Annotated in this window: 32 protein-coding genes; 28 read left to right on the top strand and 4 right to left on the bottom strand. The window is 52.5% G+C overall.

The window, feature by feature from the left end; all coding sequences use genetic code 11:
• Positions 1-68 precede the first annotated feature (68 nt).
• Positions 69-374 (top strand): hypothetical protein, encoded by a 306-nt coding sequence (locus CCUR_RS04985; RefSeq protein ID WP_012803385.1) that lies wholly within the window; start codon positions 69-71, stop codon positions 372-374.
• Positions 375-513: 139 nt separating this feature from the next.
• Here the strand turns inward: CCUR_RS04985 and CCUR_RS07270 are convergent, their stop codons facing one another.
• Positions 514-1,677 carry a putative ABC transporter permease gene (locus tag CCUR_RS07270; RefSeq protein ID WP_012803384.1) on the bottom strand — a complete coding sequence of 388 codons (1,164 nt, stop codon included), beginning with the start codon at positions 1,675-1,677 and terminating at the stop codon, positions 514-516.
• Between the two features lie 10 nt (positions 1,678-1,687).
• Positions 1,688-3,313 (bottom strand): L-serine ammonia-lyase, iron-sulfur-dependent, subunit alpha, encoded by a 1,626-nt coding sequence (sdaAA, locus tag CCUR_RS04975; RefSeq protein WP_012803383.1) that lies wholly within the window; start codon positions 3,311-3,313, stop codon positions 1,688-1,690.
• Positions 3,314-3,745: 432 nt separating this feature from the next.
• Between sdaAA and rpsL the strand changes: the two genes are divergently transcribed.
• The 8 genes from rpsL to CCUR_RS04935 all read left to right on the top strand — a co-directional run bounded on the left by rpsL (position 3,746) and on the right by CCUR_RS04935 (position 11,077).
• The gene (gene rpsL / locus CCUR_RS04970) at positions 3,746-4,120 is read left to right on the top strand and encodes a 30S ribosomal protein S12 (protein ID WP_012803382.1); all 375 of its coding nucleotides are present in this window, start codon (positions 3,746-3,748) and stop codon (positions 4,118-4,120) included.
• 38 nt (positions 4,121-4,158) lie between these two features.
• Positions 4,159-4,629, top strand: coding sequence for a 30S ribosomal protein S7 (gene rpsG / locus CCUR_RS04965; protein WP_012803381.1), 471 nt, complete (start codon positions 4,159-4,161; stop codon positions 4,627-4,629).
• A gap of 14 nt (positions 4,630-4,643) precedes the next feature.
• A complete protein-coding gene (gene fusA, locus CCUR_RS04960) occupies positions 4,644-6,746 on the top strand; it encodes an elongation factor G (RefSeq protein ID WP_012803380.1) in 2,103 nt (700 codons plus the stop codon).
• Positions 6,747-6,789: 43 nt separating this feature from the next.
• On the top strand, positions 6,790-7,098 hold the full coding sequence (rpsJ, locus tag CCUR_RS04955) for a 30S ribosomal protein S10 (RefSeq protein ID WP_009304899.1): 309 nt from the start codon (positions 6,790-6,792) through the stop codon (positions 7,096-7,098).
• A gap of 14 nt (positions 7,099-7,112) precedes the next feature.
• Positions 7,113-7,733, top strand: coding sequence for a 50S ribosomal protein L3 (rplC, locus tag CCUR_RS04950; protein ID WP_012803379.1), 621 nt, complete (start codon positions 7,113-7,115; stop codon positions 7,731-7,733).
• Between the two features lie 21 nt (positions 7,734-7,754).
• A complete protein-coding gene (gene rplD, locus CCUR_RS04945; RefSeq protein WP_012803378.1) occupies positions 7,755-8,378 on the top strand; it encodes a 50S ribosomal protein L4 in 624 nt (207 codons plus the stop codon).
• Positions 8,379-8,666, top strand: coding sequence for a 50S ribosomal protein L23 (gene rplW, locus CCUR_RS04940; protein ID WP_012803377.1), 288 nt, complete (start codon positions 8,379-8,381; stop codon positions 8,664-8,666).
• A 539-nt stretch (positions 8,667-9,205) separates the two neighbouring features.
• The gene (locus tag CCUR_RS04935) at positions 9,206-11,077 is read left to right on the top strand and encodes an FAD-binding protein (RefSeq protein ID WP_012803376.1); all 1,872 of its coding nucleotides are present in this window, start codon (positions 9,206-9,208) and stop codon (positions 11,075-11,077) included.
• 351 nt (positions 11,078-11,428) lie between these two features.
• On the opposite strand, the gene CCUR_RS04930 is transcribed toward CCUR_RS04935, so the two are convergent.
• A complete protein-coding gene (locus tag CCUR_RS04930) occupies positions 11,429-13,114 on the bottom strand; it encodes a UDP-N-acetylglucosamine--LPS N-acetylglucosamine transferase (RefSeq protein ID WP_012803375.1) in 1,686 nt (561 codons plus the stop codon).
• Positions 13,115-13,346: 232 nt separating this feature from the next.
• Between CCUR_RS04930 and rplB the strand changes: the two genes are divergently transcribed.
• The 18 genes from rplB (at position 13,347) to secY (ending at position 22,160) form a co-directional block, all read left to right on the top strand.
• On the top strand, positions 13,347-14,177 hold the full coding sequence (rplB, locus tag CCUR_RS04925; RefSeq protein ID WP_012803374.1) for a 50S ribosomal protein L2: 831 nt from the start codon (positions 13,347-13,349) through the stop codon (positions 14,175-14,177).
• 26 nt (positions 14,178-14,203) lie between these two features.
• A complete protein-coding gene (rpsS, locus tag CCUR_RS04920; RefSeq protein ID WP_012803373.1) occupies positions 14,204-14,464 on the top strand; it encodes a 30S ribosomal protein S19 in 261 nt (86 codons plus the stop codon).
• Positions 14,465-14,478: 14 nt separating this feature from the next.
• On the top strand, positions 14,479-14,820 hold the full coding sequence (gene rplV / locus CCUR_RS04915) for a 50S ribosomal protein L22 (RefSeq protein WP_012803372.1): 342 nt from the start codon (positions 14,479-14,481) through the stop codon (positions 14,818-14,820).
• Between the two features lie 4 nt (positions 14,821-14,824).
• Positions 14,825-15,532 (top strand): 30S ribosomal protein S3, encoded by a 708-nt coding sequence (rpsC, locus tag CCUR_RS04910; protein WP_012803371.1) that lies wholly within the window; start codon positions 14,825-14,827, stop codon positions 15,530-15,532.
• Entirely contained in the window at positions 15,533-15,955 is a 423-nt protein-coding gene (gene rplP, locus CCUR_RS04905) for a 50S ribosomal protein L16 (RefSeq protein ID WP_012803370.1), read from the top strand.
• A complete protein-coding gene (rpmC, locus tag CCUR_RS04900; protein ID WP_012803369.1) occupies positions 15,955-16,149 on the top strand; it encodes a 50S ribosomal protein L29 in 195 nt (64 codons plus the stop codon). Before rplP ends, rpmC begins: the two co-directional genes overlap by 1 nt.
• A gap of 35 nt (positions 16,150-16,184) precedes the next feature.
• Positions 16,185-16,445: a 30S ribosomal protein S17 gene (gene rpsQ / locus CCUR_RS04895; protein ID WP_012803368.1), complete on the top strand. Its 261-nt coding sequence runs from the start codon at positions 16,185-16,187 to the stop codon at positions 16,443-16,445.
• A 40-nt stretch (positions 16,446-16,485) separates the two neighbouring features.
• A complete protein-coding gene (gene rplN, locus CCUR_RS04890; protein ID WP_012803367.1) occupies positions 16,486-16,854 on the top strand; it encodes a 50S ribosomal protein L14 in 369 nt (122 codons plus the stop codon).
• Positions 16,855-16,868: 14 nt separating this feature from the next.
• Positions 16,869-17,186, top strand: a complete 318-nt coding sequence (gene rplX / locus CCUR_RS04885; RefSeq protein WP_012803366.1) for a 50S ribosomal protein L24 — start codon at positions 16,869-16,871, stop codon at positions 17,184-17,186.
• 119 nt (positions 17,187-17,305) lie between these two features.
• A complete protein-coding gene (gene rplE / locus CCUR_RS04880; protein ID WP_012803365.1) occupies positions 17,306-17,848 on the top strand; it encodes a 50S ribosomal protein L5 in 543 nt (180 codons plus the stop codon).
• Between the two features lie 43 nt (positions 17,849-17,891).
• The gene (locus CCUR_RS04875; protein WP_012803364.1) at positions 17,892-18,077 is read left to right on the top strand and encodes a type Z 30S ribosomal protein S14; all 186 of its coding nucleotides are present in this window, start codon (positions 17,892-17,894) and stop codon (positions 18,075-18,077) included.
• Between the two features lie 105 nt (positions 18,078-18,182).
• A complete protein-coding gene (gene rpsH / locus CCUR_RS04870) occupies positions 18,183-18,581 on the top strand; it encodes a 30S ribosomal protein S8 (RefSeq protein ID WP_012803363.1) in 399 nt (132 codons plus the stop codon).
• A 15-nt stretch (positions 18,582-18,596) separates the two neighbouring features.
• A complete protein-coding gene (gene rplF, locus CCUR_RS04865; RefSeq protein WP_012803362.1) occupies positions 18,597-19,139 on the top strand; it encodes a 50S ribosomal protein L6 in 543 nt (180 codons plus the stop codon).
• A 21-nt stretch (positions 19,140-19,160) separates the two neighbouring features.
• Positions 19,161-19,529, top strand: coding sequence for a 50S ribosomal protein L18 (gene rplR / locus CCUR_RS04860; RefSeq protein ID WP_012803361.1), 369 nt, complete (start codon positions 19,161-19,163; stop codon positions 19,527-19,529).
• 11 nt (positions 19,530-19,540) lie between these two features.
• Entirely contained in the window at positions 19,541-20,062 is a 522-nt protein-coding gene (rpsE, locus tag CCUR_RS04855) for a 30S ribosomal protein S5 (RefSeq protein ID WP_012803360.1), read from the top strand.
• 4 nt (positions 20,063-20,066) lie between these two features.
• Entirely contained in the window at positions 20,067-20,258 is a 192-nt protein-coding gene (rpmD, locus tag CCUR_RS04850) for a 50S ribosomal protein L30 (RefSeq protein WP_012803359.1), read from the top strand.
• A 175-nt stretch (positions 20,259-20,433) separates the two neighbouring features.
• Positions 20,434-20,883 carry a 50S ribosomal protein L15 gene (gene rplO / locus CCUR_RS04845; RefSeq protein ID WP_012803358.1) on the top strand — a complete coding sequence of 150 codons (450 nt, stop codon included), beginning with the start codon at positions 20,434-20,436 and terminating at the stop codon, positions 20,881-20,883.
• Positions 20,877-22,160 carry a preprotein translocase subunit SecY gene (gene secY, locus CCUR_RS04840; RefSeq protein WP_012803357.1) on the top strand — a complete coding sequence of 428 codons (1,284 nt, stop codon included), beginning with the start codon at positions 20,877-20,879 and terminating at the stop codon, positions 22,158-22,160. The genes rplO and secY overlap by 7 nt, the downstream gene beginning before the upstream one ends.
• A 416-nt stretch (positions 22,161-22,576) precedes the next feature.
• Here secY and CCUR_RS04835 read toward each other — a convergent pair whose 3' ends face one another.
• Entirely contained in the window at positions 22,577-23,236 is a 660-nt protein-coding gene (locus CCUR_RS04835) for a cupin domain-containing protein (RefSeq protein WP_012803356.1), read from the bottom strand.
• Between the two features lie 227 nt (positions 23,237-23,463).
• Here CCUR_RS04835 and CCUR_RS04830 point away from each other — a divergent pair, with 227 nt between their 5' ends.
• Entirely contained in the window at positions 23,464-24,093 is a 630-nt protein-coding gene (locus CCUR_RS04830) for an adenylate kinase (protein WP_012803355.1), read from the top strand.
• Positions 24,094-24,140 lie beyond the last annotated feature (47 nt).

Here is a 24,140-nt window from a genome sequence, read left to right as displayed (position 1 = left end):
CTCGTATAAGAAACGAGCGGTTGTAGGCTAAAACCATACAGGGATTCACATACAAGGGAAGTGACAACATGGCTGAAATTTTAGAGGCCGTTATGATGATTTGTTTCGGTCTATCTTGGCCTATGAATGCGTATAAGGCATTTAAGTCGCGTACTGCAGCAGGCTCTAGCTGGCAGTTTATCGCGCTTATTACCTTTGGTTATATTGCTGGCATTGCTGCGAAGTTTGCTTCAGGGTCGCTGAATTGGGTGCTTGCTGTCTACGTTATCAACTTGGTCGCGGTGCTTATTTGCTTTGCCGTTTATGTGCGCAACCGCAAGCTCGACGCGCTGCGTGCTGCGCGGCGTACGGCAGCCGTTGACGTTATTAAATAGTTTAGGGTCTACTGCGTAGCATTTAACGGTGTGCTCATATACATAAAGCACCGTTATTGAGTAACCAGAAGGTTTACTGCGATATCCCGACTGGTCATCTGAAGACCTATCTTGACATCCTAGATAATCATCCGAATAACTATCCGATGCGCTCGGCGCGTGTTGGATCGAGATTCATCGATTCGAAGCGATGCGCCATATAGTCGTTGTTATAATGCTCGGCACAGAATAGTTCGATGGCATTTTCTGGCTGTTTTCCTGACGTTCGTTGATACCAACAATCAAGCGTTAGCAGTGTCATGGTGACGTCAACCGCGATGAACAAAGCGGCTAGCGATGTAAGTGTAATGCGCCATTTAACCGGGATAGCGTCGACCAGCTTAAGCACATTCGGTAAAAACAGCTTGATCCATACAAGACCAAGAAACCCCCAGGCGCAGAAAAAGGCAAAGTTCGTTCGCCCTTGGATATTAAGGAATGTGCCAGTGTAATTCCAAGCCACAATACCAAAGGCTGTTTCCATAAAGAGACTCGTGAAAAATTCAAAGGCTGCGCCAATAATTCCCGCTACGAGAAAAATAATAAGGGTGCTGCGATTCCAATAACGATTAAGTGCAATGGTCATCAAAGTAGCGCCGAAGCCATAGATCGGCGAAAAGGGGCCCCAGAGCAAGCCCGCGCGGTCGGGATAACTGCCGAAGACGATGGCAAAATAAATCGTTTCAACAAGAAGCCCCATGATTGAGGCAATCAGAAATACCCAGAAGATATTGAAAAAGTTTAATGGAATGTATTCACGCCGCAGAGGGTCGGCATCGGTGTGCCAGGGCGCATCGAAGGTTCGATTGCGGGCAAGCTGAGAGTCGGTATAGGTTTGGAAGGTGACCAGGCAAACAAATTGAAAGACATACAGCAGGAAGAATACGCTTAAACCCGAAAGAATAATTCCGAGCACCACGCTTGCGAAAAGACTCGCCATTGTTGCACGTGCAACGAGGCGGGCTTCATGCATATGGGTGTTGTAATCAAAGACTGCAATTGCGAGGCATCCGATAGCATTAGCGGTCATTAATATCAGATAAATAATCATCGGTACCAGCTGCATAGGGCTTAAGCCATTCGCGGTTTGCGCGGCGTTTATCGATATGACCACGGTGATCGCAATGGAAAGCGCCACCGATATGGTGAATCCAATATTCAGCAGTGCAACCCGCAGACCTGCCACTTCAGTTGTAGCGGTAGGACGGATGACGGGAAGATTACGGTGGGTATGGTGCTGCAGAAACGGTACGGTGATATGCATGGGAGCGATTCTACTTTGTTTCAGCGCGCTTGCGGAATCCTTCACACCATTCGCAAGCTGCCGGACAGGCGGCCATTCCTCCCAGAGCGCTTTCGCGTAGCTCAAAGGGAAGCGAGCGGCCGACATGGAACATCGCATCGACCGTTTGATCGAAGTCGACGAGATTCACTACACCAGCAAGAGCAACCTCGGCGCTAATAAGGGCATTAGCCGCTCCGGAAGCGTTGCGCTTCTGGCAGGGAACTTCCACCAAGCCTGCAATGGGGTCACACACCAAACCAAGCATGTTGGCAATGGCATTGCCGGCAGCGTCAAAACATTGGGCTGGGCTGCCTTCTCCTAGCTGAGTTGCTGCTGCTGCCGCCATGGCTGCTGCCGACCCCATTTCGGCTTGGCAGCCGCCTTCAGCGCCCGATACGGTAGCGTTACGCGTAATAAGGTAGCCAATTGCTGCGGCGCAGAGCAGCGCTTCACGCATGTCTTCATCAGAGAATCCGCATTCATCTTGCAGGGTAAGAAGGGTGCCGGGGATTACTCCTGACGACCCTGCGGTAGGGGCGGCAACAATGCAGCCCATGCCGGCATTCGTTTCGAGTACCGCCATGGCATAGCGTGCCGCGCGAGCCAATTGTCCCGAAATAAGTGCTTTGCCAGATTGCTGTCTGAGGACAAGTTTGCGTGCTTCGCCCCCAATAAGGCCGCCCATAGCGGTAATAGGCTGTTCGGCTGGCTCGGTGGCTGCTGCGCGCATCACTGCGAGCACGCGATCAAGGTAACCATCGATATCGGTCGACTCACCGTGGGAGGCACCAAGCGCTTCCTCTCGTGCGCGAAAAGCCTGCGCAATGGTAAGAGAATGCGCGGTGCAGTATTCCAGAAGCGCGTGCGCGGTAGGAAAATCAAGTGTTCGGAAGCGTTCGGCAGCTGCTTCATCAGGCTTATTTGTTGTGTTTGCAGTGGATCCGCCAGCAGCAGGTATAACGCGAATACTCATAATACCGGGATGTCCCATAATGGCTTCGCATACTGAAATAGGAACTGACCCATCCACTTCAAGTACGGTATAGGCTGTTTCGCCGCGTTGTTCACGATAGCAGCGGAGGGTGGCGATATTGCCGCCAATATGGCTAATGCTTTGCGTGATGTGTGCGAGCACGCCAACGGTGTCACGCTGCTGAATGATAACGCTGGTACATTCACCGGTGATATTGACATCAACACCGTTGATACGGGTGAGCGTTGCCGCCCCGCCACCAATACTAATACCTCGCACAATCGTTTCAGATCCGCTCGCGTCGCTCATCACCACATCAACCGTGTTCGGATGGTCGTAGGGCGCATCAGGAAGGGGAGTGAAGGTTACCTCTATGTCTGCTTCCTGCGCGAGCTGCAGCGAATTGCGGATACGCAGGTCATCAGGGTCCATGCCAAGTATGCCGCCGACCAGTGCTCGGTCGGTTCCGTGTCCGCGATATGTATGAGCAAAGGAACCATACAATCGAAATTCAACAGCGGTTGGAATTGATGTAGAAAGACGGCGTGCCATCATAGCGATACGTAGTGCGCCAGCAGTATGACTTGATGAAGGGCCAATCATAATGGGCCCCAAAACATCTGATATATGAAGGTCCTGCATAGTGCTCACTCTCTGCCATGTAAGCGTTCATTATGTATCATAGTGGCACTTTTTCTTAATCACAGACGGATAGTGGCTGCTAAGCGGCATCTGATGCCGACATCTCGGCATCTGGTTGCCTGTGCGCGTGCAGCGGACGTTTACGTGAAGATTCTGCGCAGGTGTGGGAAGGTTTTTGCCATAAAGCAGGTTTCTTCGTTTTCTATCAGGCAAAATGTCGGTTTTCTCGAATAGATACGCCCGGATGCGTGGCGTTTGACAGACTGGTTTCATGGGTGCTAGAGTTGCTGATCGCGCCCTTATCGAGGGTGCTCTTTAGTGTGCGCATCAGCTGAACGCACATGAGAGAGGTTTGATGTGAAGGTGATGGTCGGCCGTACTAACCGCTTCGAAGCGTGTCAGTACAGCCGCAGCAGTAAAAAGGAGTGAAACTTGCCTACTATCAACCAGCTGGTCCGCAAGGGCCGCCGTAATTTGGTCGAAAAGAAGAAGACCCCGGCGTTGAAGGGAAATCCCCAGAAGCGCGGTGTATGCACACGTGTATACACCACTACTCCGAAGAAGCCGAACTCTGCTCTGCGAAAAGTAGCGCGTGTTCGTCTAGTTAACGGCATGGAAGTGACCGCCTATATTCCGGGCGAAGGTCATAACCTGCAGGAACACTCCATGGTGCTCATTCGCGGTGGCCGTGTAAAGGATCTTCCTGGTGTCCGCTATAAGGTTATCCGTGCTGCGCTCGACTGCGCACCGGTTAACGACCGTAAGCAGGCTCGCAGCCGTTACGGCGCCAAGAAGCCTAAGAACTAGGCAAACGCTTTTCTAGGTAGTAAACGAAAGGAAGTTATATGCCGCGTCGTGCAGCAGCAACCCGCCGTGAAATTCAGGCGGATGCAGTTTATAACAACCGGCTGGTCACCCAGCTGATTAATAAGGTTCTTCTTGATGGTAAGAAGTCTACGGCCGAAGGTATCGTCTATGGTGCATTCGACATCGTGGCTGAAAAAACCGGTGAAGATGCCCTGTCTGTCTTTAAAAAGGCTATGGATAATGTCCGCCCCACGCTGGAGGTTAAGCCGAAGCGTGTTGGTGGCGCAACCTATCAGGTTCCGATGGAAGTTAATTCCCGTCGTGCCACTACGCTTGCCATTCGCTGGATGGTTGAGTTTTCTCGCAAGCGCAAAGAACACACCATGAAGCAGCGCCTTGCCGCCGAAATCATGGATGCTGCCGAGAATCAGGGCGCATCAGTGAAGCGTCGTGAGGATCTGTACAAGATGGCCGAATCTAACCGTGCGTTCTCGCACTACCGTTTCTAAGAGGGCGGTAGCAGATGGCGAAAAACACCCTTAAAAATACTCGTAACATCGGCATCATGGCTCACATTGATGCCGGTAAAACCACCACGACTGAGCGCATTCTGTACTACACCGGCAAGACACACAAAATCGGTGAGGTGCATGACGGTGCCGCTACGATGGACTGGATGGTTCAAGAGCAGGAGCGTGGCGTAACCATTACGTCTGCTGCTACTACCTGCTATTGGGAAAAAGATAAAGAAGAATACCGCATTCAGATTATTGACACTCCGGGTCACGTTGACTTTACCGCCGAAGTAGAGCGCTCGCTGCGCGTGCTTGACGGTGCAGTCGCGGTATTTGACGCAGTTGCTGGCGTTCAGCCTCAGTCTGAAACCGTTTGGCGTCAGGCCGTTCGCTATGGTGTACCGCGTATCGCGTTCATCAACAAGTATGACCGCGTTGGCGCCGATTTCTTCCACGCTATTGACACCATGCGTGACCGTCTGGGCGCTAAAGCTGTTGCGGCACAGGTTCCTATGGGAGCTGAAGATGGCTTCTGGGGCGTTATCGACCTGGTCACGATGACGGCCTGGGACTTCAAAGCCGACGATAAGGGTATGACCTATCCCGAGCCGATGGATGCAATTCCTGACGAATTCAAGGCCGATGCTGAACTGTATCGTCAAGAGCTGCTTGAGGCGGCTGCCGATTGCGACGACGACCTCATGGAAAAGGTCCTCATGGAGGAAGATATCTCCGTTGAGGAACTGAAGGCCGCTCTACGCAAAGGCACTATTGCAAATCAGATCAACCCGGTTTTTGTGGGTTCTGCGTACAAGAACAAGGGCGTGCAGGAACTGCTTGACGCCGTGGTCGATTACCTGCCGAGTCCGCTTGATGTTCCCGCAATCGAGGGTACTAACCCTGATACGGGCGAAGAAGACAGCCGTCCTTCTGATGCGTCTGCACCGTTCGCTGCCTTGGCATTTAAAATCATGACTGACCCGTTTGTCGGTAAGCTTACCTATCTGCGCGTATATTCGGGCACGCTTGATGCTGGTTCGTATGTTTTGAATGCCGCTAAGGGCAAGAAGGAACGCATCGGTCGTCTGCTGGAAATGAATTCCAACCAGCGTATCGATGTTGAAAAGTGCTCTGCTGGCGACATCGTGGCCGTTGTGGGCCTCAAAAATACCGGCACAGGCGATACGCTGTGCGACGAGGACAATCCAATCGTTCTTGAATCGATGGAATTCCCCGATCCTGTTATTGATGTTGCTATCGAGCCGAAGACAAAGGCCGAGCAGGATAAGATGGGCGTTGCTCTGCAAAAGCTAGCTGAGGAAGACCCCACGTTCCGCGTTCATACGAATGAAGAAACGGGTCAGACCATTATTGCTGGTATGGGCGAACTCCATCTAGAGATTATCGTTGACCGTCTCCTGCGCGAATTTAAGGTTGATGCTAACGTAGGCAAACCTCAGGTTGCCTATCGTGAAACCGCCACGATTGAAGTTGATAACGTGCAGGGCAAGTTCGTGCGCCAGTCTGGTGGACGTGGTCAGTACGGCGATGCTGTTATCAACCTTATTCCGCAGCCAGCTGGTGCCGGCTACGAATTCGAAAACAATATCGTGGGTGGCGTTATCCCCAAGGAATACATCCCCTCGGTGGATAAAGGCATTCAGGAAGCCATCAACAATGGTGTGCTGGCTGGCTATCCCGTTGTCGATATTAAGGTTCAGCTTGTCGATGGTTCATATCACGAAGTTGACTCGTCCGAAGCTGCCTTTAAGGTAGCTGGTTCTATGGCTGTTAAAAATGCTCTGCGTAAAGCCAACCCAGTTATCCTTGAGCCAATGATGGCAGTGGAAGTTGAGACTCCTGAAGAATACATGGGCGATGTCATGGGCAATCTGTCCAGCCGTCGCGGCCAGATTCAGGGCATGGGCGATCGCGGTAACGCTAAGGTTATCAACGCCAAGGTGCCCCTGTCCGAAATGTTCGGCTATGCAACTGACCTGCGTTCGGGAACTCAGGGTCGCGCATCTTACACGATGCAGTTCGACTCATATGAACAGGTTCCCAAGAACGTGGCAGATGAGATCATTAGCAAGGCTGGCGGTAACGCTTAAGCCCACAGGGCGAGCGCAACGCTTATAAACGGAGGTAAATTCAGTGGCTAATCAGAAGATTCGCATCCGCCTGAAGGGCTATGACCATGAGATTGTGGACCAGTCCACGAAGCTCATTGTTGACACTGCCCAGAAGACTGGTGCTAAGGTATCCGGCCCCATTCCCCTGCCGACCGAGCGCAATCTGTATTGCGTCGTCAAGGGCCCGCATGTGGATAAGGACTCGCGCGAACAGTTCGAGATGCGCACCCATAAGCGCTTGATCGACATTCTTGAACCCACCCCTAATACGGTGGACTCCCTTATGCGTCTGGACCTTCCCGCCGGCGTCGATATTGAGATCAAGCTGTAGGGAGGTATGCACGTATGATCAACGCTATCTATGGAACCAAGCTGGGCATGACCCAGATATTCTCCGAAGACGATGAAGTGGTTCCCGTCACCGTCATTCAAGCTGCGCCGAACACCATCTGCCAGCTGAAGACGAAGGAGACCGACGGCTACGAAGCCGTTCAGCTCGGCTTCGGCGCGATCAAGCCCCAAAAGGTAAACCGCCCTATGGGTGGCCACTTTGCCAAGCAGGGTGTTGACCCCGTTCGTCATCTGCGCGAAGTGCGTGTTGAGGATGCCTCTGCGCACAGCCTGGGCGAAAAGGTAACCGTTTCCCTCTTTGCTGATGCAAAGAAAGTTGACGTTACCGCTACGTCTAAGGGTAAAGGCTTTGCCGGTGTTATGCGTCGTTACAACTTCCGCGGTGGCCCAGGTGGCCATGGTGCGCACTTCCATCGTGCACCGGGTTCCGTGGGCATGTGCGCGACACCGTCGCGTGTGTTCAAGGGTCTGCGTCTGCCCGGTCACATGGGTGTTGACACGGTAACCGTGAAGAACCTCGACGTGGTCAGAATCGACGAAGAGCAGAACCTTATTTTGGTCAAGGGTGCGGTGCCCGGTGGCAAGAATGCCATGGTCCGCGTGCGCCTGGCCTAGGACCTCAAGGAGTTATAGATTATGGCAAATATCGAAGTGAAGGACGTCAGCGGTAAGAAGGTCGAAGTACGCGACCTCAACGCCGGCGTATTCGGCATCGAGCCGAATGTTCACGTGATGCACCAGGTAGTCCGTGCTCAGCGCGCATCATGGCGCCAGGGCACTCACGACACGCTGACACGTGGCCAGGTTCGGGGCGGCGGCAAAAAGCCGTGGCGTCAGAAGGGCACCGGTCGTGCCCGCCAGGGTTCCATCCGTTCTCCTCAGTGGCGTGGCGGTGGCACCGTGTTCGGTCCACATCCTCGTTCATACGCTTTCCGCGTGAACAACAAAGAGGTCAAGCTTGCTATGCGCTCTGCGCTGTCTGCTAAGCTGGCCGATGGCGAGCTGTTTGTGGTTGATTCATTTGGCTTTGAAGAGCCGAAGACCAAGTCTGCTGCAGCGGCACTGAAGGCGCTGGGAATAACGGGTCGCACAACGCTGGTTATTGGTAACGAAGATGTGAACACCTATCTGGCGTTCCGCAACCTGCCCAATGTTGAGGTTATTCCCGTTATGGCTGGCAATACCTATGATTTTGTTAATAATAAGGCACTCATCTTTACCGCTGAGGCCCTTTCCCGCATCGAGGAGGTGCTCGCTTAAATGAAAGATCCCCGCGAGGTTATTATTCGCCCGGTTATCTCTGAGCGCAGCTACGATAAGATGAGCGAGAATGTATACACCTTTGAAGTGGCTAAATCAGCAAATAAGGTAGAGATCGCTCAGGCTGTTGAAGCTATCTTTGATGTCAAGGTCAAGAAGGTCAACACGCTCAATGTAAAGCCGAAGCCAAAGCGCGTTCGTTTCCACATGGGTAAAACCCGTTCTTGGAAAAAAGCCATGGTTACCCTGGCTGAAGGCGATAGCATCGAGCTGTTTGCTGCCAACTAACAAAATCCCACTGAGCTTAAACCGGTACATTCGGTTATACGTGGCTATTTTGGTGCGGCGTCCGCAGAAGCGGGCGCCGTTTTTTTGTTGGGCAGACCTCTGGCTCTGTTTTCAGCTATCAAAAGGTCTGTGTTGACGGTTGTTTGAACATAAACAGCTTTACATATAGTGTTCCATAGCTATCGAAAGGCCTTTATCGATGGTTGTTTCGGCATGAACTGCCTAGATATGCTGTGCTTGGCTGGTAAGGGAGTATCTATCGGGTAATAGGGCAGAAATCCATCCATTTATCAGGCAATAGTGCAGCAACTCACCCAAAAACGCGATGCGTAAACAAAGAACCTGCCGTAAGCGCGATACCCTCTTCTTGCCCTTTTACCCTATTTGGGCGATACCGCCGCTTCCGAAAAGCGGGTAAGCTTGAGGGAGCTATAGCTTACTGTTGGCATAGTGCCGTGATTGCTTGCACAAAGAGGATGTGCGTTTGTCACGTACAGTAAGTCTATGGAGGGGTCAAACAATCAAAGGAGGATAAGATTATGGACGACACAAAGCCACGCGCGGGTATTTCGCGTCGCGACCTATTCAAGCTAGGCGGTATTGCAGCAGTTGGTGCTGCATCTGCAAGCGCACTGTCAGGTTGCTCCTCTCCCAAGTCAGCTGCCGATAAGACCGCCGACATAAAGACGACAAGTTCAGCACCAAAGGGTTATATGTGCTCGAGTGACTGGCTGGGCGAAGCACCTGAGACAGCGAATCCATCCCAAACATTTGACTGCGATGTACTTGTTGCAGGTGGTGGCCATGCTGGTATCCAGGCAGCACTGGCTGCGGCTGAAGGCGGCGCAAGCGTTATCGTTATTGAAACGGTGGCGGAAGCAAATCGCAAGGTAAAGGGCGAAGACATTGGCCATGTCAACAGCCAATGGCTTATTAATCAGGGCTTCGGTCCTTATGATGTAGGTGAGGTAACCGCTGAGTTTGTTAAACGTACGAACGGACGTGGCAATGCCGAGATTATTCGTAAGTTCGTGGCGAATTCTGGTGAGATGTTTGACCATACTGCCAATATGATCACCTGGCCAAACGACCGTATTAAGGTAACAGAAACAGCTGATCCGGCTATTTCTCCCATGGATCCATCACAGCTGATTGTTCAGGTGCCGGGTATCGCAGCGGATGGACCAGTAACCTATCCTATGGTGCGTGGCGGTTACAAAAGCTGGGCTGCAGTTGCGCAGTTTATGGGACCCATTCAGCATGAAACATTCAACGGCGTTGCTGCATTTAGCCGTCTCGATGAATTCCAGCAGTTTGCTATTCTTGCTGGTCAGGATCTTGGTGTCGATTGGCACTTCGAAACCACGGCGGTCAAGCTGACACAGGATTCATCGGGCAAGGTTAATGGCCTTATTGCCAAGAAGGGTGATGGCTCAATTGTTCAATACAACACCAAGATTGGCGTCATTCTGTGCACTGGTGACTATGCCGCTAATGGCGAAATGGTTTGGAATCTCAATACCGAGATTTCAGAATGGGCTGCGCGTGCTGGCAAAGGGCCTGATGATGTCAAGGGCTTTTCCACAAGCGATGGCACCGGTCATAAGATGGCGTGCTGGGTTGGTGGCATGATGGAACCTTCACCGCGTCCGGTTATGAGCATGGGTGGCGGTGGTGGCGGCCCCTGGGGTACGAGTGCGTATCTGTGGGTTAATGCTGACGGCAAGCGGTACATGAACGAAGCGCAAACGCTGGCGGCGTGGCCGATGAGCCTTCAGCAGCCAAAGGGTCCCATTACCACTATCACGGACGCAAAGTGGTATGAAACCATGAAGAATGCTTCGCTCGACCACGGTGCACCAAACTATGGTCGCCCGGTTTACTACGAAGAGCTCAAAGAAGATATGGCTAACGTGCCAGTGGGCGATCCAAACGGTGGCACGTGCCGTACCTGCACAATTGCCGAACGTATGGCATCGACTGTATATGCTGCTAATACGCTTGAAGAATTGTGTGATCTCATTGGCTACGAGGGCGACGCCAAGAAGAACCTTCTGAAGACCGTTGAGGATTACAACAAACTTTGCGCAGCTGGCGAGGACACCCAGTACGGCAAAGATCCCATTTTCATGCAAGCGGTCGACACCCCGCCGTTTTACGCTTCTTCAAGCATGAACGACCGTTCTGCATCAGCAGGTTTGGTAACGTTGGCAGGCGTGGTATGCAATGAAGACCTTGAAGTTGTCGATACGGACAATAAGCCTATCGGTGGTCTCTGGGCTGCTGGTAACTGCCTTGGTGGACGGTATGGTACCGGTTATGCTACACCATTTGCGGGCAACTCTATCGGTATGGCTATGACGCATGGTCGTGTTGCTGGCAAGCTTGCTACTGGTCAGGAAGTCTTGTAAGCAATTTCAATAGGCCTCTCTGCTTGTCCCTCCACAAACATCAGGCAGACGATGGCGAAAGGGCCGGGTTCCTTCGAGAACCTGGCCCTTTTATGTGCGCTTACGGCTGTTTGTTATTTACCGCAGGATACCTATACGCGAGCGTTGAGATAGAGAGTCCGAGGTCGTTATCTTGAGCGAATAAACTCACCAGTATCGTTTCAATGCGGCAAGCGAGTTTATTGACGAGTGAATAGATGCAGATAGGTACAGGATTTGATATACAGGTTTGTCGTGCTCGGGCGGAATACTATCGTATCCCTTCAACACGGCAGGCAGTTTATTACCGAGTGGTAGACGCAGGTTTGTTGCCTAGCGAATATGTGCTGGCTTATCGCCCCAATAAAACGAGAAGAGAGCTAGTGGGCCGGGACGGCGGGGGATATGTCCCAGGCGATTTTTGGCGGGGGCTTTTGCGAGCGCTGCGGTTTTACGTGCCACATCAAGCGCCGCATTCGGCAAGCGCAGCAAATTGGCATTCATGACCATACCGGCAATACGTTCAGGGTGAGCGTCGATGGAATTTAGCACATCGATAAGCTCGCGCGAGGTAGTTACATGCATGGCAGCACCGTTACTGGTGAGCATATTAACGTTAGCTTTTTCCTGTCCATAGGCACGACCAACAAGTATCATCGGCGTGCTCGCGCAGAGACATTCTGTCACAGTTAGCCCACCTGACTTGGTGATAATTAAGTTGCTTGAAGCCATGAGCTCTGCCATGCCTTCAACATATTCCATAACGGTGACATTCGACAGGTGCAGCGCGCGACACAGCGAGCGCACCCCGTCAGCATAGGTGCTATCGCGTCCACAGACCATTACCAGGTGAAAATCAGGGTGGGCAGCAAACACCGGAAGGGTTGCATTGAGAATACGACGCAGATTGACATACGGTTGGGGGAGGGTAGCGCCTGCCAAGGCGAGTATGAGTTTTTTATCGCGAGGAAGCCCCAGCCGATTGCGTGCGGTGTCGGTGTCATAGGTGCGACAAAAGTCGAGACGCGTTGGAATGCCAGTAAGGGCGATACGCGCTTCGTCTACCTTGCGTGCACGCAGCGTTTCAGCCATCGATTCAGTGCCCACACAGAAGCAGTCAGCAGCGCGGTGAGGCCAAAGACCCTCAGTTTCGTAGTCGGTAGGCACGCAGATAAGGGGGAAACTTTGTCGGTTAATAATGCGTCCACCAGCTGCCATATTGGCACCCATAATATGTGTTGCGACAACAGCGAGTGGATTGATATAGGCGAGGTAACGGGTAAACTTGCTCCAAAGAAGATAGTTGAGAAAAGTACCCTGACCCCACAGCGCACGTCCAGTAAAGGTGTAGCGCCAGATTAAGTCATAGATAGGACGAGTTGACCCGGTAAAACCCGTTGCATATTTATTGCCGTCGAAGACGTGCGCACCCCAAGCCAGTATGTCAATAACCACGATGCGGCAATTTGACGGTAGCGAAGGCGATTGTACGGCATCTGTCTCGCTCTCAGCCGTATTGTCGGTTTGCATCTGACGGATTTCTTCAAGTGCTTGGGCAATGGCGACCGCGGCGCTGCGATGTCCCGAGCCAACTGACGCATGCAGAACAAGAACTACTGGGTATGCCGCTTTACGCAGAGGTATGCCTGCTGATAGTGCAGTCGTTGATGATGTCGCAGTTGATGTTGGCTGGATAACAACCGATCCTGTCGCCGTCGATGATAGTGCAGCTGCATTTGATGCTGTTGGTGCTGTTGCAGTTCCTGATGGCGTTATGGTGCACGATGTTGTTGCATTATCTGTCGCTGCATCTGGCTGTTTGGTATTTGATTCGGTGCAGCGCCATCGGTGCCCTAGCTGTTTTTCAAGCGCATTGAAGGCAGCAAGATGTGCGCGACCCAGTTCTTCAGGTGAAATCGTTTGATTTCCTGACGCACCAAAGATAGCAACAGGTAAGGGGGTGTTCGTCTCATCCGCGACATCGGTGAGGCGCGATTGTGCGGGTGAAGCGGTATCCATGAAATGCATCATACCCCATCACTGCGGACGGTTTATGGGCGTTCTATGGGCTCTCTTCACACTGAGTAATTTTCTTGTCGTGGCATTTCCAAGCGGTTATAATACCTCTTTGCGTCTATGGGTGGATGGATACACCCGGACGCGTGGTTAGTTCGGAGTCGTAAACGTCAGTTCTCCCGGCTGCACGTTAAGCGGCGATCGAGCGCCACGAAAAGAAGCAGAAAGGAAAGAAATGGGAGTCAAGCAGTTCAAGCCGACTAGTCCCGGTCGTCGCTTCCAGACGGTTTCCGATTTTGCGGAAATCACCTGCGACAAGCCGGAAAAGTCGCTGTTGAGACCGCTGCCTAAAAAGGCCGGTCGCAACAACTATGGTCGCATTACCACCCGCCATCAGGGCGGCGGGGCGAAGCGCCGTTACCGCATTATTGATTTCAAACGCAACAAAGATGGCGTTCCTGCCAAAGTTGCAACAATCGAATACGATCCAAACCGCAGTGCTCGTATTGCGCTGCTGCACTATGCCGATGGCGAGAAGCGCTACATCTTACAGCCGCGCGATCTCAAGGTGGGCGACACGGTGCTCTCTGGCGCTGATGCCGACATCAAGCCCGGCAATGCTCTGCCGCTTTCGGCTATTCCCGTTGGTACACTTATTCATGCGGTTGAACTACAGCCGGGCCGCGGTGCTGCTTTGGCACGTTCAGCGGGTACCAGCATTCAGCTTATGGGTAAAGAAGGCAAGTACGCTATCCTGCGTATGCCCTCATCCGAAATGCGTCGCGTGCTGCTTACCTGTCGCGCAACTGTTGGTGAAGTAGGCAACGCCGATCATTCCAACATCAAAATTGGTAAAGCTGGCCGCAATCGCTGGGCTGGCATTCGCCCGACTGTCCGCGGTACTGTTATGAACCCGGTCGACCATCCTCATGGCGGTGGCGAAGGCAAGAACAAGACTTCTGGTCGTCATCCTGTGTCCCCCTGGGGTGTTCCCACGAAGGGTCATCGTACGCGCAACCCGAAGAAGGCTTCGAGTCGCCTGATCATCCGTCGTCGCAAGAAGTAGCGCAGAGGCGTTAAGGAGTTATCACTGTGAGCAGAAGTTTGAAAAAAGGCCCCTTTGTGGAGCCCCGCCTTCTCAGCCGCATCGATGCGATGAACGAGGCTGGTACGAAGGATGTTGTGAAGACCTGGTCTCGTTCGAGCACCATCTTCCCCGAGATGGTAGGGCATACCATCGCTGTACACGATGGACGCAAGCATGTGCCGGTATACATTACCGAGTCTATGGTTGGTCACAAGCTTGGTGAATTTGCGCCAACCCGCACATTCCGCGGTCACGCCAAGAAATAAGGAGAGGATAGAACATGGAAGCTAAAGCAGTTGCTCGCTATGTGCGCGTCTCTCCTCGTAAGGCGCGTGTCGTTGTCGATCAGATCCGCGGCAAGGATATTGTGCGCGCTCGTGAGGTCCTCGCATTCACGACCCGTGCTATCGCCGAGGATGTCGAAAAGGTTATGAATTCGGCTGTTGCGAATGCCGAACATAATCATCAGGCTAATCCCGCTCAACTCTATGTAAAAGCGGCCTATGTGGACGAGGGTCCAACCCTCAAGCGCATTCGTCCCCGTGCTAAGGGTTCAGCAGCTCGCATCCGCAAGCGTACGAGTCATATCACCGTTATCGTTTCTACCCGAGAGGAGGCATAAACACATGGGACAAAAAGTCAGCCCCACCGGCTTCCGTATCGGTGTTATCGAGAACTGGCGTAGCCGTTGGTATGCCGATAAGGACTACGCGAAGACCCTCGAAAACGACTTGGCTATTCGTCGATTCCTTGATGGATATCTCACCCGTGCCGCCGTCTCTAAGGTAGAGATCGAGCGCGCTGGCGACAAGATCAAAGTTGTTATTACGACTGCGCGCCCCGGTGTGGTAATCGGCAAGAAAGGCGCCGAGATCGACACGCTGCGCAAGAAGCTCTCTCAGGTTGCCGACGGTCCGATTAGCGTTGAGGTTATTGAAATCAAGCGTCCTGAGCTTGATGCAAACCTTATTGCTCAGTCCGTTGCCGAGCAGCTTGAAGGCCGTGTGGCATTCCGCCGCGCGATGCGCAAGGCTGTTCAGTCCGCGCGTAAAAGTGGTGCTCAGGGCATCCGTATTCAGTGTGCTGGTCGCCTGGGCGGTGCCGAAATGAGCCGCCGCGAATGGTATCGCGAAGGCCGTGTGCCTCTGCATACCCTGCGTGCCAAGATCGACTATGGCTTCACCACCGCCAACACTCAGATGGGTGCTATTGGTGTGCAGGTGTGGGTCTATCACGGCGAAGTGCTGCCAGGTCAGAAACTTCCTGAGCCTGCACTTGAAGGAACCAGCTCTCGCCCGAACCGTCGTCGCAATAACGATAGGGGGAATAAGTAAATGCTCGTACCTAAGCGTGTTAAGCACCGCAAGGTGCAGCGCGGCTCTATGAAGGGTCGTGCCAAGGGTGGCACACGGCTCAATCATGGCGAATGGGGTATCCAGGCTCTTGAAGCTCATTGGATTACAAACCGCCAGATCGAAGCAGCCCGTGTTGCTATTACCCGTCAAATGAAGCGTGGCGGCCACGTGTGGATCACCATCTTCCCTGATAAACCAATCACGAGCAAGCCGGCTGAAACTCGTATGGGTTCAGGTAAAGGTAACCCTGAAGGGTGGGTGGCCGTGGTTAAGCCCGGTCGCATCATGTTCGAGATTGGCGGCGTTGACGAGGCGACTGCCAAAGAAGCTTGCCGCCTGGCCATCAACAAGCTGCCGATCAAGTGCAAGATTGTTACCCGCGAAACGGAGGGTCAGAAATAATGAAGGCAAGTGAGATCCGTGAGCTCTCTGCTGACGATTTGCAGGTTAAGCTGAAGGAAGCTCGTGCCGAGCTGTTCAACCTCCGCTTTCAGATGGCCACCAGCCAGCTGGATAACACCTCGCGCGTTAAGCAGGTAAAGAAAGACATCGCACGCATCCTTACCGAGATGCGCGCCCGTGAGCTCTCCGCTTAAGACCAAGAGCGAACTGAAAGGATTATGAGCGAAGCATGAGTGAAGAACGAAACTCTCGCAAAGTTCGCCAGGGCCTCGTGGTGAGCATTTCTGGCGATAAGACGTGCGTCGTTGAAGTCAAAGAGCGTAAACCGCATCGTGTCTACGGCAAGATGATGACGACCACGAAGAAGTTCCATACACACGACGAGAACAATGAAGCCGGTCTTGGCGACACGGTCCGCATCATGGAGACGCGGCCGCTGTCAAAGATGAAGCACTGGCGTCTTATTGAGATCGTGGAGAAGGCCAAGTAGTTTGCCTCGTGCGAACTCAACGAGAAGGTAGGTTTAATCAATGATTCAGATGCAAACCATGCTCGCAGTGGCCGATAACTCCGGCGCTCGCAAGGTGCAGTGCATCAAGGTTCTGGGTGGCTCAAAGCGCCGCTATGCAGGCCTTGGTGATGTCATCATCTGTAGCGTTAAGGAAGCTATCCCCAACGGCCAGGTGAAGAAGGGCGAAGTTGTCCGATGCGTGGTAGTCCGCCAGAAGAAGGAAGTACGCCGTTCTGACGGTAGCTACATCCGCTTCGACCAAAACGCCTGCGTCCTTATCGACGCATCAGGCGCACCGCGCGGCACGCGTATTTTCGGGCCGGTCGCTCGCGAACTGCGTGACAAAAAGTACATGAAAATCGTGTCTCTGGCACCTGAGACGCTGTAAGGAGGGAAGCGCAAATGACCACAATGAATATCAAAAAGGGCGATAAGGTCAAGGTTCTTGCCGGCAAGGACAAGGGCGTTGAATCAACTGTCATCCGCTCGCTCCCTCAGCGCAATCGCGTCGTGGTAGAAAAGGTTGGCATGGTCACAAAGGCCCAGCGTCCAACGCAGGCTAACCCGCAGGGTGGCTTAAGTCACATTGAAGCACCTATCCACGTGTCGAACGTGGCACTTGTGTGCCCCAAATGTGGCAAGGCAACACGCTTTAGCATCAAGCGCGAAGACGGTAAAAAGATTCGCGTTTGCAAAAAGTGCGGCGCTGATATCGATTAGCAGCGCTGTGCAACACGTTCAGGGCGCTCTTTGGGTGCCGTGAGCTTATGACCCTCACAAAATGTGGGGGACGCAGGGTCGGTAATCCTGCGTTCAAATCATCGGAAGGAATGCAAACTATGACTCCTCGTTTGAAAGAAAGGTACCAGAGCGAAATTGTGCCGAAGCTGGCATCTGATCTGTCTTTGACTAATGTCAATCAGGTACCGCGTCTTGAAAAGATCGTAGTAAACATGGGTGTTGGTGCTGCAGCTGGCGACTCGAAGTTGCTCGATGCTGCTATCTCTGACATGCGTGTTATTACCGGTCAGCAGCCTATGATCACACGTGCTAAGAAATCCATCGCTGGTTTTCATGTGCGTGAAGGACAGGCTATTGGCTGTAAGGTAACCCTGCGTGGCGACCGTATGTGGGAATTCCTCGATCGCTTGCTTGCAACAGCCTTGCCACGCGTTCGCGACTTTCGCGGTATTTCGCCCAAGAGTTTTGACTCTCATGGGAATTACACGCTGGGTATTACCGAGCAGCTGATCTTTCCCGAGATCGACTACGATAAAATCGACCGCACCCGCGGTATGGATATTACCTTCGTTACTACTGCTGAAGATGACGCGACTGCCAAGGCTCTCTTCGACGCCTTGGGTTTCCCGTTTACGGATTAAGCGACTGAGCTTATATAAGCCGGTTGAAGAAAGAAGGATTTGAATGGCTAAGAAATCGATGATCGCCAAAGCGAAGCGCGAGCCGAAGTTTTCGACGCGCCAGCATAATCGCTGCAGCCGTTGCGGCCGTCCCCGCGCGTACTACCGCAAGTTCGGTCTGTGCCGCGTGTGCCTACGCGAGCTGGCAAACAAGGGCGAACTTCCTGGTGTGACGAAAGCATCGTGGTAGGCCCGAGAAGCTTTCGTTTTATCAGGTGTGCCGTTAATGGAGGCATCGGCGCCAAGGGTGTCGATGAACCGCATTTTCGACTCATCACGAGTTAAAGGAGCAACAATGAGCATGAATGACCCCATTGCAGATATGCTTACGCGCGTGCGTAACGCTCACTCTGCAGGCAAGGATACGGTGTCGATGCCTTCAAGCAAGAAGCTTGTTGAGATCGCCCGCATCATGCGCGAAGAGGGCTATATTGCCGGCTATGAAATTGAACCGGCCAAGCCGCGCGATATCCTTGAGATTACGCTGAAATACGGCGAAAAGAAGGAACGCACTATTCGCGGTATTAAGCGCATCAGCAAGCCTGGTCTGCGCATCTATGCAGGTAAAGACGAGCTGCCTCGCGTGCTTGGCGGCCTCGGTACTGCTGTTATCTCTACATCCGCTGGCGTAATGGCCGATCGCGATGCTCGCAAAAAGGGCATCGGCGGTGAAGTCATCGCCTACATTTGGTAAGAAGGGAGCGATAGTATGTCTCGTATCGGTAAACAACCTGTCGTCGTCCCTTCGGGTGTCGATGTCAAGATTGACGGTCATACCGTTACCGTCAAGGGCAAGCAGGGTGAATTGACTCGTTCATTTAACCCTCTTATGAGTATTAGCCAGGAAGGCGATTCCATTATCGTTTCCCGTCCTGACGATTCACGTGAAGCTAAGAGCCTTCACGGACTGACACGTACCCTAATTCACAACATGGTTATCGGCGCTTCTGAAGGCTTCAGCAAAAAGCTTGAACTGGTAGGCGTTGGGTATCGTGCGGCGCTTAAGGGCAAGAATCTTGAAATGCAGTTGGGCTTTTCCCATCCTGTTGTTATCGAACCGCCCGCTGGCATTGTCTTTGAGGTACCCAGTCCGACAGAGATCCTTGTCAAGGGTCCAAGTAAAGAAGCTGTTGGCCAAATCGCTGCCAATGTGCGCGCATGGCGCAAGCCCGAACCATACAAGGGCAAGGGTATCCGCTATGAAGGCGAACATGTCCGTCGCAAGCTTGGCAAAGCTGCCAAGTCCGAATAGCAGCGGGTGAAGGGAATCGTTATGAAGAAGCTTCAGAAAAAGCAAGCAAGCTTACGTCGCCGTCACACCCGTGTTCGCGGCAAGGTATTTGGTACGTCTGCTCGTCCTCGTCTGTGTGTTACGCGCAGCAATTCCAATGTCTATGTTCAGATCGTTGACGATGTCGATCGCAAGACGCTCTGCGCAGTCTCTACTCTTGGCCCTGATTTCAAGGCAACGGGTAAGAGCGGCGCAAACGTCGAAGGCGCTGGCGTCTTGGGCGAAATCATTGGCAAGAAAGCCATTGAAGCCGGCATTACCGAGGTCGTCTTCGATCGTGGCGGCCATCTGTATCACGGGCGTGTTAAGGCTTTGGCCGAGGCAGCCCGCGAAGCAGGCTTGAAATTCTAGGAGAGGGTACAATGGCTCGTAAGCAAGAACATCAGTCCGACGTGCCTGAACTGCAGGAACGTGTCGTCTATATCAACCGCGTTTCCAAGGTAGTCAAGGGTGGTCGTCGTTTTGGCCTCACTGCTTTGGTGGTTGTTGGCGACGGCAACGGCAATGTGGGCATTGGCATGGGCAAGTCCCAGGAAGTGCCTGTTGCTATTCGCAAGGGTATTGAAGACGCAAAAAAGAACATGTTTAAGGTTCCGCTGACTGCTGAGGGTACGCTCCCTCATGAAATCATTGGGACGTATGGCGCAGGGCGTGTGCTCATCAAGCCAGCAACTCCTGGTACAGGCGTTATCGCTGGTGGTGCTGCCCGTGCTGTCATGGAACTCGCTGGCGTAAAAGACGTCTTTGCTAAGTCGCTGGGCACCGACAACGTGATGAATGTTGTTAAGGCAACCGCCGAGGGACTCAAGGCTATGGAAAGCCCTGAGGACGTTGCAGCACGCCGCGGCTTATCGGTAAGCAAGATTTATGGCTGGAAGGAGTAGCAGCATGGCGAGCAAGCAAAAAATGCTTCATGTCAAGCAGGTTCGTAGCACGATCGGCCGTCCCGCCACGCAAGAACGTACTCTTAAAGGTATGGGTCTTGGCCGTATCGGTAAAGAACGCGATCTGCCTGATAACGAATCAACCCGCGGCATGATCTTTAAGGTCAAGCATCTGGTTGAGGTTACCGAGGCTTAAAGTAAGGTAATTTCTCCGCATGGTACGTTTTCCCGTGCGGGGTGGGGCAGGCGAGCTATACAAATGGCTTACCTGCCCTGTGGCTTTTTGAAAGCCACAATGGTAGTTAGCTGGCGGCGAGCTGCCAGCAGGCACGACGGTATGTGTCGTGCATCAGCGCAAAAGGAGTGCACTTATGGAACTAAAGGATCTCACCCCGGCAGCGGGTTCGCGCAAGCAGCGTACACGTGTTGGACGTGGTCATGCAGCTGGTAAGGGTAAAACTGCTGGTCGTGGTTTGAATGGCCAGAAGTCTCGTTCTGGTGGCGGTAAGCGTCCCGGTTTCGAGGGTGGTCAGACTCCTCTGTATATGCGTCTGCCTAAACTCCCGGGCTTCCGCAATATTAATCGCGTAGAATATGTGCCCGTCAACGTGTCGCGTCTCGAAGCTAAATTCGAGGCGGGTTCTGTTATTGATAATGCAGCCTTAGTTGCAGCAGGCATTATCAAGCACGAGGATGCGCTCGTGAAGGTTCTCGGTGACGGTGAAATCACGAAGGCCCTTACGGTTAAGGTTGATAAGGTTTCCGCAAGTGCTGCCAAGAAGATTGAGGCAGCCGGAGGAAAGGTTGAGCTGCCTTGCTAAAGTCCCTGGTAGAAGCATTTAAAGTACCGGAGCTACGCAACAAGATTCTCTTTACGCTGGCAATTCTTGCCCTGTACCGTCTTGGATCATTTATCCCGGTACCGGGCATTCCCTTCGCTTCGTTCGCTCAGGCATACGAGCAAGCGGGTGGTGCGGCTATGACGATGATTGACGTGTTTTCCGGTGGTGCCCTGTCTCACTTCAGTGTCTTTGCGCTGGGTATCATGCCCTACATTACCGCTTCAATCATCATGCAACTTATGCAGGGTGTTGTACCTGCGGTCGGACGCTGGGCTAAAGAGGGTGAACCGGGCCGTAAAAAGATCACGCAGACCACTCGTTGGCTGACCCTTGCTTTGGGCCTGCTCAATGCGGTTGGTTACCTGCTGCTGTTCCAGTCTGCTCGCTATGGCGTGGTCTTTTCTGACCAAGTACCGTATGCCCTTACCAGTATTCTTATCGTGTTTACTCTGGTAGCTGGCACCGCCTTTATCATGTGGATGGGCGAGCTTATTACGCAGCGCGGCATCGGTAATGGTATGTCACTTATCATCTTTACGAGTATTGTCTCTCGTGTTCCATCAGCTATTTTCTCGAGTGGAACGAGCCAAGATGATGCTGGTATGGGGCTGGCTATCACGTTGCTGATTCTCGTTGTGGTTGCTATTTGCATCCCGGCGATTATCTTCATGGAGCGCGCGCAGCGCCGTATCCCGGTAAGCTACGCGAAACGCGTGCAGGGTCGTAAAATGATGGGCGGGCAGTCCACTTACATTCCACTGAAGGTGAATGCCGCGGGCGTTATTCCCATTATCTTTGCGAGTTGCTTAATTTATTTCCCCGCTCAGATTGCTGCTCTGTTCAATGTTGACTGGCTTGAAGTCTTTGCAAATGCGATTTCAAGTGGTTGGCTGAACTGGATCATGACATTCGGATTGATCATCTTCTTCGCTTATTTCTATACGTCGATGGTGTTCAATCCCGAAGAGCTTTCCGATAACCTGCGCAAGCAAGGCGGCTTTATCCCTGGTATTCGTCCTGGTTCAGCGACCGTGACCTATATCAAGAATGTTATCCGCCACGTAACGCTTCCTGGCGCTATGTTTATCGGTGCGGTTGCGGTTGTGCCATCCATTCTCTTTGTGTTTACGAATAACCAGCTTATTCAAACATTTGGCGGCACGTCGATCCTTATTATGATCGGCGTTGCGCTTGATACGATGAGTAAGATTGAATCGCAGCTGAAGATGTACAACTACGACGGTTTCTTTAAGTAGGTACTCAAGAAACTCTATAAGGCAGTTGGGCGCAGTAAAGTAGCTGTGAGCGGCAGGCATGTGTTTATTGCTTTTAAGAGATAGTGGTTACTTCGTTAGAGCGACTGACGAAGCGAAATGGGCTTAACACAAAAGGCTGGCTTTGGAAGTACCCGAAGCCAGCCTTCTTATTTAACGTTATGATCTACTGGCCGTTCGTCTGCTGTCTACCTTTGCCTTCAGTAGCCGCTATACCAAGAGGTCTCACACCCTATTTGCGCCAAATGAATACGCGATAGTTTCGAGAGCGACTTCTCTATTAAGTAAGCGTGTAGCCTTTGGACATAAAAAGGGGCACCGACTTGCGTCATGCGCCCCTCTATCAGACATGCTTTTGTTCTTTGCCCTGCTTCTCTGCTCTGACTGCTTTCCCTTACTTATTCTGAAAGCAACAACAACAGGCCCATCTTGAACGGCTTTTCTGCCTTTACATAGTGCTTGCCATTTTTCGCAAACTTGAAGTTCTCGCCTGCCTTGATAACATGCTCTTGACCTTCGTAACCGATGATGCCTTCGCCATCAAGAGCGAAAATCAAGGCTTCTCCAGGGGCAGAATGTTCAGAGAGCCCGCACCCGGCATCGAAACTCATGAGAACAAATTTCATGGTGTCGTTATGTGCCAAGTCCATGTTGACGATCTTGCCTTCCTGATAGGGGAGGAGATCAGCAAGCTTGAGCACTTCGCCTGGTTTCAATACGTCGTTCATCGCGGTTTCCTTTCGTATTTCGATTTCTGTATACACGCATCCTTCGGTTGATCGCATGCCAACCGGAATGTCTGTCGGTGTGAGGATAACTTGGCCCTCAGACACATCCCAGTGCTCTCCCGCGTGGGTAAAAACGCTCAGCGCTCCTGATTCAACATGGATCAGCTTATGGTAGCCATAGGTTTCTGCACTGATATCGGTCTGCGGGGCAAGCGAAAAGTACAGCACCGACCCCGCTTCAGCTGCATAAACAATGGAAGATACCGTGCATCCGGGCACGGGTGGGTTGTCTTGTGCAATGGAAAATACCGTTCCTATTTTCTGAGCCATAGATAAATCACCTGCCTGTCGTATTTATTTCTCATTGATGATAGTAGCGCGTTTTTCACATTGGTCATGTTGCTTTGACAACGAAACAGTTATTTGCGGGGTGCAAACACCAGCGGTGTGAGATACCCCTTCGATGACGGTGGCGTGACGTTCACCGCTCCTCGAATCTGCGGGCGCGCTGCTTTGGTAAAATCCGAACCGTTGCGCAGTAATGAAAGGAATCGATTATGAACATCGTTCTGTTGGGTGCTCCGGGTGCAGGTAAGGGCACACAGGCAGCAAAGCTCGTGGAGAAATTCGGCCTCTGCCATATTTCAACGGGTGATATTCTCCGTGCAGCCGTGCGCGATCAGACGCCACTTGGCGTCAAGGCAAAAACCTATATGGATGCGGGCGATTTGGTTCCCGACGATTTGATTATTGACCTCATGAAGGAACGAATTCAGCAGCCTGATACTACTGCTGGTGTCATCTTAGACGGGTTTCCTCGTACCACAACTCAAGCGGTTGCTCTCGACGGCATGCTCGCTTCACTTTCTCGTCCTCTTGATGCCGCTTTGCTTATTGACGTTGACTCTGAGGTAATCGTGGGTCGCCTGACCTCTCGTCGTACCTGTTCGTCGTGTGGGCATATTGGATCAACTGCCGACGGTGCACAGTGTCCGGTGTGCGGTGGCGACATGTATCAGCGCGCTGATGACAACGAAGCGACAGTTCGTAATCGTCTTGAGGTATATGAGAAGTCTACGGCACCGCTTATCGATTACTATCGAGGCAGCGACCTGCTCGTGCAAATCGATGGCGACCGCGATCAGCAGGTCGTATTCGACGATGTCGTCGAAAAGCTTGGCCTGTAGACCAGGTTGCTTAACGGTATGGCTTGCAGGTGTGCCGCTGGCTCATC

The organism is Cryptobacterium curtum DSM 15641, assembly GCF_000023845.1.
Lineage (GTDB): Bacteria > Actinomycetota > Coriobacteriia > Coriobacteriales > Eggerthellaceae > Cryptobacterium > Cryptobacterium curtum.
This window is presented reverse-complemented; position numbering and strand designations above follow the sequence as displayed.